10 protein-coding genes are annotated in these 13,279 nt (G+C 26.7%); 4 read left to right on the forward strand and 6 right to left on the reverse strand.

Annotation, left to right across the window (positions count from 1 at the left end; genetic code table 11):
• The first annotated feature begins 94 nt into the window (after positions 1-94).
• Positions 95-1,744 (forward strand): AarF/ABC1/UbiB kinase family protein, encoded by a 1,650-nt coding sequence (locus Q0087_RS07570; RefSeq protein WP_297899117.1) that lies wholly within the window; start codon positions 95-97, stop codon positions 1,742-1,744.
• A 313-nt stretch (positions 1,745-2,057) separates the two neighbouring features.
• Here the strand turns inward: Q0087_RS07570 and dnaJ are convergent, their stop codons facing one another.
• The 3 genes from dnaJ to Q0087_RS07585 all read right to left on the reverse strand — a co-directional run bounded on the left by dnaJ (position 2,058) and on the right by Q0087_RS07585 (position 6,200).
• Entirely contained in the window at positions 2,058-3,203 is a 1,146-nt protein-coding gene (dnaJ, locus tag Q0087_RS07575) for a molecular chaperone DnaJ (protein ID WP_297899118.1), read from the reverse strand.
• A gap of 398 nt (positions 3,204-3,601) precedes the next feature.
• A complete protein-coding gene (gene dnaK / locus Q0087_RS07580) occupies positions 3,602-5,479 on the reverse strand; it encodes a molecular chaperone DnaK (RefSeq protein WP_297899120.1) in 1,878 nt (625 codons plus the stop codon).
• Positions 5,480-5,621: 142 nt separating this feature from the next.
• Positions 5,622-6,200 carry a nucleotide exchange factor GrpE gene (locus Q0087_RS07585; protein ID WP_297899123.1) on the reverse strand — a complete coding sequence of 193 codons (579 nt, stop codon included), beginning with the start codon at positions 6,198-6,200 and terminating at the stop codon, positions 5,622-5,624.
• 480 nt (positions 6,201-6,680) lie between these two features.
• Here Q0087_RS07585 and Q0087_RS07590 point away from each other — a divergent pair, with 480 nt between their 5' ends.
• Positions 6,681-7,139, forward strand: coding sequence for an ArsR family transcriptional regulator (locus tag Q0087_RS07590; RefSeq protein ID WP_297899173.1), 459 nt, complete (start codon positions 6,681-6,683; stop codon positions 7,137-7,139).
• Positions 7,140-7,406: 267 nt separating this feature from the next.
• Here Q0087_RS07590 and hypF read toward each other — a convergent pair whose 3' ends face one another.
• Positions 7,407-9,755 (reverse strand): carbamoyltransferase HypF, encoded by a 2,349-nt coding sequence (gene hypF, locus Q0087_RS07595; RefSeq protein WP_297899125.1) that lies wholly within the window; start codon positions 9,753-9,755, stop codon positions 7,407-7,409.
• A 453-nt stretch (positions 9,756-10,208) separates the two neighbouring features.
• On the opposite strand from hypF, the gene larB reads away from it, so the two are divergent.
• A complete protein-coding gene (larB, locus tag Q0087_RS07600; protein WP_297899127.1) occupies positions 10,209-11,120 on the forward strand; it encodes a nickel pincer cofactor biosynthesis protein LarB in 912 nt (303 codons plus the stop codon).
• Positions 11,121-11,229: 109 nt separating this feature from the next.
• A complete protein-coding gene (locus Q0087_RS07605; protein WP_297899129.1) occupies positions 11,230-11,925 on the forward strand; it encodes an N-acetyltransferase in 696 nt (231 codons plus the stop codon).
• A 102-nt stretch (positions 11,926-12,027) separates the two neighbouring features.
• On the opposite strand, the gene hisE is transcribed toward Q0087_RS07605, so the two are convergent.
• Complete coding sequence (hisE, locus tag Q0087_RS07610) at positions 12,028-12,318, reverse strand: phosphoribosyl-ATP diphosphatase (protein WP_297899131.1); 291 nt, start codon at positions 12,316-12,318, stop codon at positions 12,028-12,030.
• Between the two features lie 87 nt (positions 12,319-12,405).
• Positions 12,406-13,254 carry a CBS domain-containing protein gene (locus Q0087_RS07615; protein ID WP_297899133.1) on the reverse strand — a complete coding sequence of 283 codons (849 nt, stop codon included), beginning with the start codon at positions 13,252-13,254 and terminating at the stop codon, positions 12,406-12,408.
• Between the last annotated feature and the right edge of the window lie 25 nt (positions 13,255-13,279).

The following is a 13,279-nucleotide window of genomic DNA, read 5'->3' on the forward strand; positions in this document are numbered from 1 at the left end:
ATATAATCATTTATTTTTTCAAATTGTGATATATTTTTTCATTTTAAATAGTTTATATATAATTATTTATAATATTAAAATATATTAATTAATTATGAATATAATTAAAAGGGGAAACAACACAAATCTGAAAAGATTAAATGAAATATTAAAAGTTTTCAGTAAATATGAATTTGATTTTGTAATTGAGAAAATTGGCTTAAAACATAAAATACCATTTTTCAAACGTTCTAAAAAATATGAATCATTACAAGAGCTTGATGATTCACTTCCTATTCGATTAAGAAAAACTTTACAAGAATTGGGTCCAGCATATATTAAATTAGGGCAAATGATAAGTACTAGACCTGATTTGGTTGGGGAATCAATTGCTTCTGAATTTTCTAAAATGCAGGCTGATAATCCAACAGTACCTTTTTCTGAAATAAAAAAAATTGTCGAAGAAGAGTTAGGGGGTCCTATTGGGGATAATTTTGATATTTTTCATGAAATTCCTTTGTCAACTGCTTCAATTGGTCAGGTACATATAGCTAAATTAAAAAATGGGCCTTATGTTGCAGTTAAAATTCAAAAACCAGATATTGAAGATTTAATAAAGAGTGATTTAGCTATAATGAAATTTTTGGCTAAACGAATTGATCAATATATTCCAAAAGCCAAACCTTATAATTTTCCTACAGTAATTAATGAATTTGAAAGATCTATTTTAAAAGAAATAGATTATAATCAAGAATTAAATAATATGGATCATTTTAAAAAGATTTTTGAAGATGATTCAACTGTTTATGTTCCCAAATCATTTTTTGAACTTTCAACTAAAAAAGTACTTACAATGGAATATATTGATGGCGAAAAAGTTTCAGATGTTATACTATCAAAAGGGGTTTATAACAAAAAGTTAATAGCTAAAAGGGGAATGAATTCTTATTTCAAACAAATTATTGATTATGGATTCTTTCATGCAGATCCTCATCCATCAAATATTTATATCTTGAAAAATAATGTCATTTGTTATATTGATTTTGGGATGATGGGTTTTCTTGATGATGAATTTCGTGAAAATTTGACTGAATTATTCATATATTTCATTGAAAAGAATGTTAAAGGTATGATTAATCAACTATCTTATATGGGTATTTTAAGTGAACGTATAGATAAAAAAGAGTTAACCTATGATTTAACTGATTTAATGAATAAATATTATGGAATTGAATTAAAAGGAGTTCATGGCGGTATGATGGATATTATATCTGTCATGCGGACTTATGATGTTATTTTGCCTAGAGAATTTGTTTTGATTTCTAAAGGACTTTCTATGCTTGAAGAAACAGGAATAGAATTAGATCCAAACTTTGATACTATTTCTACACTTGAGCCTTATGTCCGAAAAATAACACTCAGAAGATTAAGTCCATTTAGATTATTTAGTTTTCTTAAGGATAACATTTTTGAAATTGAACATATATTAAAAACACTTCCTATAAATATATCTAAAACATTATATAAATTAGAAGAAGGTAAATTGCTTATTGAACTAGAACATAAAAACCTAGAAAAGATGATTAATAGAATTTCAATTTCTATGATCTTATCCGCACTTCTTATAGGGTCTTCACTTGTTATACTATCTGATAAAGGATTCACGATTTTAGGTTTGCCTTTTTTAGGAATTATTGGATTTATTTTTAGTGCTATATTAGGTCTTTGGCTAATAATATATACAATTAAAGGTAAGAATTATTGATTAGTTGTTTTTATATTACTATTGTTCAGTTTCAAATATTATTCCAAATATTTTATTTATTAATATTTTATTTATTATTATTTCAATTATTAATATTACATAAAAAAATTTTTAATATAAATAATATATGTTAAAATACAAAAATTATTAAATATTTATTTAAAAAATATGAAAAAAAATATGAAAAATTGAAATAATGATAAATAAAAATTATTAAATATTAATTTTATATTAAATATAAATATAAATCTATTTTAAATATAAAATTTATATTGATATAAAAATTTTCAAACAATAAATTAGTTAAAGAGATTTAATGATTAATAGCTTCTTTTACCTTATCAAAAAATCCTTTTTCATAAGTTTTTATTTCCTCACCACTTATATCAGCAAATTCCTTAAGTAATTCTTTTTGTTTTTCATTTAATTTTTGAGGAACAACAACATTAGCTGTAACATAAAGGTTCCCCTTTGAATTTCTTCTCATTATTGGCATGCCTTGCCCTCTTAAACGAAATACACTTCCACTTTGAGTTCCTGGAGGTATTTTAAGTTCTACTTCTCCATCAATTGTAGGTATATCTATCAAATCACCAAGACTTGCCTGAACAAAACTAATTTGTTGTTCATAATATAGATTGGCTCCTTCTCGTTCGAATTTTTCATGAGGCTTAACATTGATTAAAACAATTAAGTCTCCATATCCTCCATTCATATCTCCAGCATTTCCTTCTCCAGGAACACGAAGCCTAGAACCAGATTCAACTCCTGCAGGAATTTTTATTGTAATTGTATTACTTTCTCTAACTTTTCCTTTTCCATTACAATTATTACAAGGATCTGTTATTATTTTCCCTTCTCCTCTACATTCTGGACAAGGTCTAACATTCATCATTTGACCTAATATGGTATTAGTGACTTGTTTTACTTGTCCGGTTCCACCACATGTTTGGCATTCTTTGGGATTACTTCCAGGTTCGGATTTACTTCCATGACATACTGGACACTCTATATCATGTACTATTGGGATATCTTTTTCTATATCTTTGGAAGCTTCTTCTAGAGTTATATCTATTTCTGCATAGATATCTGATCCCCTTTGAGGGCCTCCCCTTCTACTTCCACCACCAAATCCAAACATTTCAAAGATATTTCCCATATCGAATCCGCCACCAAATCCTTGGAATATATCTTCAAAGTTAACATTTCTGAATATATCTTCATTAGAAAATCCATCCATACCAGCATGACCAAATTGATCATAAGTCTTTCTTTTTTCTTCATCAGATAAAACAGCATAAGCTTCACTTATCTCTTTAAATTTTTCAGTAGCTTCTTCATCTTCAGAAACATCAGGATGGTATTTCATAGCTAATTTACGATAAGCTTTTTTTATCTCTTTTTTATCTGCTCCCTTTTCCACTCCGAGAACATCATAATAGTCACGCTTTTCTGGCATTTATTCACCTATAAATTATTATAATAATCTAAAAATTAAAAATTATTAAATATTAAAAATTATAATTATTAACATCATTTTGTTAAATTTAATTATATTTATTTTCTATTTTATATTTTAAAATATTTATTATATTCACAATTTAATTATTTTTATTTTTTATAATATTTTTTATAATATTCCTTATAATATAATAAATATTATAATTTTTATTTTGATTAAGGGGTTTTATTAATTAAGGTATTTTTATTATCATTAATTGATTTTTTATTAGTTTATTGTAAATATAAAAATATTATTAAAATAAAATTAGTTTATATAAAAAATTTATATAAAAAATTTATATAAAAAAAATGTAGGATATAAAATTTTTTAGATAATATATCCTATTTAATTGTTTATTTATCTTTAACTTCATAATCAGCATCAATAGTGTCATCATCAGAACCTGCATTTGGGTCTTGATCTGCACTTTGATTTGATGCACCTTGCTGTGCTTCTTGTGCTGCTTGAGCTTCTTGATAAATTTTTGCACCAATTTCTTGAACGATTTTTGTTAATTCTTCAGTTTTTTCTTTTATAGCTGCAATATCCTCACCAGCAATTAATTCACGAAGTTCTTTAACTAAATCTTCAATTTTAGATTTTTCATCATCAGATATTTTATCTTTAAGGTCTTCTACAGTCTTTTCTGCAGTATAAATCATAGAATCTGCATTATTTCTGACTTCTATTTCTTCCTGTTTCTTTTTATCTTCTTCAGCATGCATTTCTGCTTCTTTGACTTTTTGATCAATTTCATCATCAGATAATTTTGTAGAAGCAGTAATTGTTATAGCTTGTTCTTTACCAGTTCCCATATCTTTTGCAGATACATTTATAATACCATTAGCATCGATATCAAATGTAACTTCAATTTGTGGAACTCCTCTCGGTGCTGCAGGAATTCCTACTAATTGGAATCTGCCAAGAGTGGTATTATCTGTGGCCATTGGTCTCTCACCTTGAAGAACATGTATGTCTACAGAAGTTTGATTATCTGCTGCTGTTGAAAATATTTGGCTTTTTTTAGCAGGTATTGTTGTGTTACGATCTATTAATTTTGTTGCAACTGCTCCCATTGTTTCAATACCCAATGAAAGTGGTGTAACATCAAGAAGTACTAAATCTTTAATTTCACCTGCTAAAACTCCTCCTTGAATAGCTGCACCCATAGCTACACATTCCATAGGATCAATTCCTCTTTCGATTTCTTTTCCTACGTATTTTTCAACAAATTTTTGAACTACTGGCATTCTAGTAGGTCCACCAACAAGAATTATTTTATCTATATCTCCTTTTGTCATTTTTGCATCTTTTAATGCTTGTTCCATTGGACTTCCACATTTTTTAACAATAGGATCAACTAATTCTTCAAGTTTTGCTCTTGTGAGATTATTAATTAAATTTTTAGGACTTCCATCAGTTCCCATAGTAATGAATGGTAAGTTTACTTCACTAGTTAAGGTGGTTGAAAGTTCGATTTTAGCTTTCTCTGCAGCTTCCCTAAGTCTTTGAACAGCTTGATCATCATCCATAAGGTTTATACCAGTTTCTTTCTTAAATTCATCTGCTAAATAATTCATTATGGTATTATCCATGTCGGTTCCACCAAGTTGGGTATCACCACTGGTTGATTTAACTTCAAAAACACCTCCGCCAAATTCCATGACGGTTACATCAAGAGTACCTCCACCGAAATCGAATACCATAATTTCTATTTCTTCATCTTCTTGTTTATCAATTCCATAAGCTAAACTTGCTGCTGTTGGTTCGTTAACAAGACGGACAACATCTAAACCTGCAATTGTACCTGCATCTTTAGTAGCTGTTCTTTGATTATCATCAAAATAAGCAGGAACAGTAATAACTGCTTTCTTAACTTCTTCTCCAAGGAAAGATTCTGCATCTTTTTTAATTTTTTGCAATATAAAAGCAGATATCTCTTGTGGGGTATATTCTTTTCCTTGAACTTTAACCTTTCTATCTGTCCCCATGCTACGTTTAATTGCACTAATGGTATTTTCAGGATTTGTAACAGCTTGTCTTCTAGCTGGTTCTCCAACTAATCTTTGACCATCTGGAGTGAAAGCAACATAACTTGGAAATGCTTTACCATATTGACTAGCTCCTTCTGCACTTGGTATTACGGTTGGTTTTCCACCAACAAGAACTGCTGCAGCAGAGTTACTTGTTCCTAAATCAATACCGATTATTTTTTCTTTTTTATCTGCCATTAACATCACCTATATAATTTTTTTATATTTTTTAATAATTATTTATAATTTTTTATTAAAATTAATTTTATGAATATTAAATTTATTAATTTATTTAAATTATTAATTTATTTAAATTATTAATCTATTTAAATTTATTAATCTATTTTTTACAAACTCTAACTTTGGAGTATTTAATTACCTTATCTTTTAGAGTGTATCCTTTCATTAATTCATCAATAATCTCTCCATTTTCATGTTCATCACTATCTTCAGCCATTAATGCTTCATGTTTAAATGGATCAAATTTTTCGCCTTTTGCAGGTATTTCTTCAAGCCCTTCTTTTTCTAAAGTAGACTTTAACTTAGAATATATCAACTCTATTCCTTCTCTTAACTCTTTTTCAGTTTTAGATTGTTCAAGAGCTCTTTCAATGTCTTCATAGCTATCTAATATATTTATTATTAAATTTTCATTTGCAAATTTAATAATTTCCTGCTTTTGCTTCTCTGATTGTTTTTTAAAATTTTCAAAGTCAGCCTGAAGGCGTTGAATATGGGACATATATTCACTTATTTCTTTATTTTTGTCTTCAAGGTCTTTTTCCACATTAGCTAATTCATTTATCTTTGTTTTCAACTCTTTTTGAGTATCACCAAGTTCTTTTTCTTGAAGTTTCATTTTTTCTTTTATCTCTTTTATCTGTTCTTCAAGACCTATCGTTTTTTTATCATTAGCCATTAATTCACCTTTTTTAATAATAAATGATGAAAGAAAAAATTTTGTTATACTATTAATAAATTTTCCAATATATACTCTAACTATCAATTAACTAAACGAGGAATTTAAATTATTAACTTTAGATTTTTCATAACTATAAAAAATCTTAAATAATTATTTTAATATTAAAATTTTTGGTTGAGGTTAGTGTTATTTTTAATAATAAAATTAATTATCTTTGGACTTTTTTAATTAAATTTATTAAAGTAACAAAAAGTTATCTTTCTCATTATCTTATAGTAACAAAAAGTTATATAAATGTTTCGATATATAGTTAATATGATGGTTATGATGGACGATAATCTAAATAATAAAAAGAACAATAAGCAAAATATTGGTGCTGAAAATAGTCAATTTGAAGATAATAATAATTTAGCTAGTTATGCTACTCCTAATCCTTATAATATTACTAATAATAGTAATCAATTTAATAATGTTGACATGGAAGACATTCTTGATGTCATGGGATGTAGAACTAGGAGGGAAATAATTAATTTACTAAGGGAAGAGCCAAGATTTGTGAGTGAAATTTCTCAAGAGCTTGAAATTGGACAAAAAGCAATTATTGAGCATTTAAGAGCAATGGAAGAAATAGGAATACTTGAATCTTCTTTTAAGAAAATTGTTAGGGGCAGACCTCGTAAATATTATGATATGCCTAATGATTTTACTATTAGTATAACTATAACCGAAAATTCTTTTGATGTTAATATATCTGAAGATATACTTAATCTTAAACAACTCCCTTCTGGTGATGAATGGTCAAAGTTATTAGAAATTGAAAAAAGGATTGATCAGGGTCATTGGGAAGCTGTTGAAGAACTCAAAAGTCAAATTAGGCTTTATGAAAATTTAAAAAATAGGGCAGAGTATATACTTGAAAGAACTAGAATGAAATAGCTTAAATAAATTTAATGGCTCTATTTTTTATTATTCATTATTGCTTTGATTTTTAGTATTATAATTATAAGGGGTTTATAATTTATATTATTTTGAATTTTGTCTAAGATTCTTTTTAGATTTATATTATTTATAAAAATTTTATATTTTTATAAGTATAAAAATGAAGTTTTTATTATTTATTAGACTTTTTGTTTATTTATTAAATTTTTAATTATTATTTAAATAGAATTTAAAATAATTTTATAATTTAAATTATAATTTAAGTTAATTATTTAGCTTAGACGAAGATATTAATGCTTGTCCAAGTGAAATGGAACCATCACCAGCACAAGAGTTTTTGTGTTGAATAAAATTAAAACCTTCATTTTCAATATATTTTTTTGTTGCTAATGTTATTGCTTCATTATAGAAGACACCTCCAGTAGCACCAATATTATCGATTCCAAGATTTCTTCCTGCATCAACAGCTAGTTTTGCTAAACCTTCACTAACTGCTATTTGTCCGGCATAAGCTATTTCTTTTCTATTTTCGCCTTGATCTATTAAATTCATAATATCAACTAATATCTGGCTAGTATCTAGAACAGGCCTTTTATTATATTTTTTAAATTTAGGTTCTATGATTATGTCTCCATTTGCTCCAAAGGCTAGTGATTCTAATTTCATAGAGCATTCTCCTTCATAAGTCCTTTTACCACAAACATTGAGTGCCACTGAAATTGAATCTAAAATTCTTCCAGTACTAGTTGTTATTCCAACATTTAAATTAGATTTTATTTGTTTCAATAGATTTTTTATCTCTATTTCATTATGTTGGAAGTAATTTGCATATTTTAAATTTAAAATATTCTCTAGTTCTTTTTCTTCATAATATTCACTATTGAATAATATAGAAGCTAACATTCTTGCAGGGTATTTGGTAGAAATATCTCCTCCTGGCATTTTTTGAGGTTCTAGTGAAGCTAATCTTTTATAGTTAACTATATCAGTATAAATTATTTCTCCTCCCCAAGCTGTTCCATCTTCCCCATATCCTACTCCATCAGCTGCTATAAAAATCAATTCATCAACTGAATTATCAATGGCCAAGACTGCTCCATGTGCATGGTGGTGCTGAACAGGAATAACTGGGCAATTAAATTTTTCACCCATTTCATTTGCCAAACGTGTAGTAAAAAATTGTGGATGCATATCGCAAGATATTATATCAAATTCTTCTGTTTTTGTGAGATTCATCATATTTTTTATTGATTCTTGCAAAAATTCATAAGTTCTAAATTTATTAGTATTTCCAATGTGTTGTGATACATAAGATAATCCTTGCTTCTGAATAGTAAATGTAACATCTAATTCTGGACCAAGAGCTAAAACATCAACCTCTCTGTTTAGGCAATTCAAATTTTCTAAGTTATAAGGGTTAGGTACATAACCTCTTGATCTTCTTATAAATGATAATTCATTGTTTCTATATCTTATTACAGAATCATCGCAACGGTTTACAATTTTTCTATCATGTAAAAGATAGTAATCGGCTATTCCATAGAGATTAGATAAGATTTCATTGTTATTAATCATCATTGGTTCTCCAGGAATGTTTGCAGAAGTCATTATAAACGCAGGTTCTTCAGTATAATCAAAAATAAGATTGTGTAATGGGGAATATGGAAGCATAACTCCAATATTATGGAGTTCTGGAACTAAAAATCTAGAAAAATTATAATCCTTATTCTTTTTTAAAACAACTATTGGTCTTTCAATAGATAATAATGATTTCTTTTCAAGATTAGATACTTCAGCAAATTTTTCAACAGTTTTTAAATTCTTTGACATGACTGCAAATGGCTGATTACACCTATTTAATCTTTTTCTAAGTTTTTTGATAGGTTTATCATCTGTTACTTTGGCTACTAAATGTGTTCCTCCTATGCCTTTTATTGCTAATATTTTTCCCTTATTTAATAGCTTAACTCCTTCTTCAATAGGATTATTTTCTTTATTAACTATCATTTCTTTTCTATTTTTATCAAAAAGTTTTAAAGAGGGTCCACAGTTTTCACAGCAACTAGCCTCTGCATGATATCTTCGGTCATCTGGATTTTTATACTCTTCATCACATTCACTGCAAAAAGGAAATTCATCCATTGTAGTTCTACTTCTATCATATGGAATAGATTCAATTATGGTAAAACGCGGTCCACAATCAGTACAAGCAGTAAATGGATATTTATATCGTCTATTTGTTGGATCATTTATTTCTTTTAAGCAATTATCACAAATAGCTAGGTCTGGAGGGATTATAGAAGCCCCTGAAAATTCTGATGAACTTTCAATTATATTAAATTTGTCTGAAATCTCAATTTCTTTTTCTAAATCTGATTCATCAATCCAAATTGTTTTAATTGAGTTTATTTTTGCTATTGGGGGGCATTTATTTTTAAGAACTTCTATAAAATTATTTACATTTTCTTTTTTACTAAATAAAACTATTTCGACTACATTTCCAAGATTTCTAACATAACCTGCCATATTTAGAGAATTAGCTACTCTATATACTGTTGGCCTAAATCCAACTCCTTGTACTGTTCCTTCAACTAATATTCTAGCAAATTTCATTTATGGCACCCATTGAAATAGTTTTTAATTCTATGATTATGCAATAAGCATCCTATACTCAGTAAACTTAATTATGTAATACTTTAATGGACTTTTAATTAACAATTTTTAATAAGATATTTTTGTTTGATTTTTTATTGTGAGTGTTTAATATAATTTTTCAATATTATATAAAATTTGAGTATAATTGGATAATTTATTAAAATTAACTAATTCATTAAAATTAACTAATTTATTACAATTAACTAATTTATTAATTATATTTATTGGCAGAATTATTTTTTATTTAAATTTATTATTAATAATGCCTTTTTTTTGTTTGATTTTAATTTATGTTATATAAATAAAATTATATATAAATTGTTTATAATATTAAAATGTGTATATTAATTATTTAACTCTTAATTTATGATTACTAATATTTTTTTATCATTCAATTTATTATGTGATATTATGAGAAAAATCCTTAAAGAGCTTTTAGATGGAAAAATTAACATAGATACATGTGAAAAACTTCTAAAAGCAAATAATATATTAGAATTAGATGAAATAGCTAAATTTGATAATAATAGGGAGATAAGAACAGGATTTCCCGAGGCAATTCTTGCTCAAGGAAAAGAATATGATGATTTATTGACTATAATTAAAGAATATTTTAATAAAAAAAATAAAAATGATAAAATTTCTGTTTCCGATGATGAAAATGTTTTTAATATCTCCAGTAATTCAGTTATTATAACTAGATTATCTAAAGAAAAATATGATAGATTAAAAGAAGATTTAAGTTATTTAACCAATGATTTTAATTTTGAATATAATATTAAAGCTAAAATATTAAAAATATCTATTAATTCAAATTCATATTCTAAAAATATGATTTCTGAAGATATTTTAGAGGATAATGAAAATTTAGAGGGTACTGAAAATAAAGATAATATTAACAATTTTAATGAAAATACTAAAAAAATAGGTATAATAACTGCTGGAACTTCAGATATACCTGTTGGGGAAGAAGCTAGGATTGTTATTGAAGAAGGAGGATGTAAAGCCATAAATTCTTACGATGTGGGCGTAGCAGGTATTCATAGGCTCTTTCCTCAAATAGCTAAAATGGTTAAAGAGGGAGTTTGTTCAATTATTGTTTGTGCGGGTATGGAAGGAGCTCTCCCTTCTGTTGTGGCAGGATTGGTTGACATTCCTGTTATTGGTGTTCCAACTTCTGTGGGATATGGAATTGGTGGAAAAGGAAAAGCAGCATTATATTCTATGTTACAATCATGTGCTCCAGGCCTTGCTGTTGTAAATATTGATAATGGTTTTGGTGCAGGAGTTTTCGCACTTACAATAGCTAAAAATTTGAAATAATTAGTGATATTCATTGATAATTATCTTATAGTGTTTGTGGTCCATTTTTATTTTTTATAGTATTAATTTATATTTTTATATCCTATTAGATTATTTATGGGGAATTATAATGATTTTTAAAGAATTTAATCCTAATGAACATGACTGCCGTAAAATTGCCGAGCTTATTTATTCTGTAGATTATAGAACATATATTAAAGTATTTGATTCTAAAGACAACGCCGTTCTTGCTATTGAAAAGCTTCTATATGCAGAAAAAGATAGTTTTGACATGGATAAATGTTCTAGTATTGATTATAAAGACATAACTAATTTTAGTATTGGTTCTAAGGATTCTATTTATTCTAAAAATAAGTTTTATGTTATTTTTGACGATAAAAATCCTGAAAATAATTCTGATGAAATTATTGGAATATTGGATCTTGTAAAAGGTCAAAAAAATACTTTATTTAAGGATATCAAGAATGCAATTAAAAATTTGAAATTTTTGGATGGAGTTCGTTTTTCTTTTATATATATTTTAGATTATTTTGTTTTAGCTAAAACACTCTCAAATGATATTTATTTGGCTGAGATCGCTATTGATAAAAGTCAGAGAGGTAAAGGTATGGGAACAAACATATTGAAAATTATCATTGACTCTGCAAGAGAAAAAGGATATAAAAGAGTCGTTTTAGATGCTGAATTTAATAATGAGGGGGCAATGAAATTATATAAATCTTTAGGGTTTAAAATTTTTAATAAAAGAAGTATTAAGTTATTTAATAAAGAAAGGGGTATGTATAATATGGAATATATTTTATAAATTTCTAATAAGTAAAAATATTTTTAATAATTTATTTAATAGTTAAAAATTTAATAATAAAATTAATAATAATAATTATTTTCAATTGTTCATATGTCCCTATTATTCATGTCTTTTTTTAAATTCATATAATAATTCATCTAAACTTATGCCTTTATGTACTAAAAGAAGAAGTGTATGAAAGATTAAATCAGCAGATTCATGAATTAGATTTTCATTATTTTTAGATGCTATTATGACTTCAGCAGTTTCTTCACCTATTTTTTCTAAAATTTTATCTTCAGCTAATTTTTCACTATCTTGCATTATATTAGAAGTATATGAATCAATTGGATTGTTTTTTCTATCTTCTAATGTTTCATAAATATCTCTAATAATCTTTTCACTAGCCATTAGGGAACCTTCTTTTATCTAATATTTTATCATAATAAATTACTTTCATTATTTGCTATATTATTTTAAAATTATTCTTATTTTATTTTAATTATTTGGGTCATCTTCTTCTTTAGTCCAGTATTTTCCAGGTTTCATCTTTTCAGGCATTTTTTTCTTTAAACTTTCTGTAATTGCTATAAGGGGATGTTGTGCATCATCTATAATCTCAATATCATCGAAACTATGTATCCCTGCCTTATCTGCTGTTTTTTCCATTCCTAACTCTAGATCTTTATTTAAATTTATAACATAACAATCTATTTCATTGCATCCAAGTTTTCTAGCAGCAACTGCTCTATGGTGCCCATCAACAAGTATCCATCTATTTCCACTTTTCACAACAATCGCGGGTTCAGCTAAACCTCTTTTAAGTTCGTAAGTTCTACCTTCTAACTCATCAGCATAAACTTTGTCTTGAGTAGGTCTTAAATCATTAGTACTCACTTTTTCCCGTTTTAAATTTGTTTTAATTCCATATAATTGTTCTAAAGTTTTCTTAAAGTAATTTACTTTAGTTGGAGTTGACCTCTCTATGTGTGATCTAACCATATCAGTATTTGTTATTATGCCATTAAGTTTTCCGTCTCGACCTACAACAGGTAATCTTGAAATGCCTTGTCTAAACATTACTCTAGATGCATCATTGATTGACATATCTTGCTGTGCAACCACAACCTCTGTTGACATAATATCTTTTACCAATTCTTCCCATTCTTTCAATAATAAGTCAAAAGCAGTAACTATTCCTACAATATGTTTATTATCATCTATAACTGGAAATCCATCGTGTCCAGTGTTTTTCATTAATCTTATGACTTCTGAATTAGGTGTATTAGGATTAACACTAATAACATCTTTTGTCATATAATTTTTTACTAAAGATTTTCCACTCATTTTTTATACTTCCTTTGATTATTAA

This window comes from uncultured Methanobrevibacter sp. (genome assembly GCF_937881195.1).
Lineage (GTDB): Archaea > Methanobacteriota > Methanobacteria > Methanobacteriales > Methanobacteriaceae > Methanobinarius.

Coding starts and splice junctions, on each gene's coding strand:
- Q0087_RS07605 (WP_297899129.1), top strand. CDS start 11,230: ATGATTTTTAAAGAATTTAATCCTAATGAACATGACTGCCGTAAAATT.
- dnaJ (WP_297899118.1), bottom strand. CDS start 3,203: ATGCCAGAAAAGCGTGACTATTATGATGTTCTCGGAGTGGAAAAGGGA.
- Q0087_RS07615 (WP_297899133.1), bottom strand. CDS start 13,254: ATGAGTGGAAAATCTTTAGTAAAAAATTATATGACAAAAGATGTTATT.
- Q0087_RS07585 (WP_297899123.1), bottom strand. CDS start 6,200: ATGGCTAATGATAAAAAAACGATAGGTCTTGAAGAACAGATAAAAGAG.
- Q0087_RS07570 (WP_297899117.1), top strand. CDS start 95: ATGAATATAATTAAAAGGGGAAACAACACAAATCTGAAAAGATTAAAT.
- larB (WP_297899127.1), top strand. CDS start 10,209: ATGAGAAAAATCCTTAAAGAGCTTTTAGATGGAAAAATTAACATAGAT.
- hypF (WP_297899125.1), bottom strand. CDS start 9,755: ATGAAATTTGCTAGAATATTAGTTGAAGGAACAGTACAAGGAGTTGGA.
- Q0087_RS07590 (WP_297899173.1), top strand. CDS start 6,681: ATGGAAGACATTCTTGATGTCATGGGATGTAGAACTAGGAGGGAAATA.
- dnaK (WP_297899120.1), bottom strand. CDS start 5,479: ATGGCAGATAAAAAAGAAAAAATAATCGGTATTGATTTAGGAACAAGT.
- hisE (WP_297899131.1), bottom strand. CDS start 12,318: ATGGCTAGTGAAAAGATTATTAGAGATATTTATGAAACATTAGAAGAT.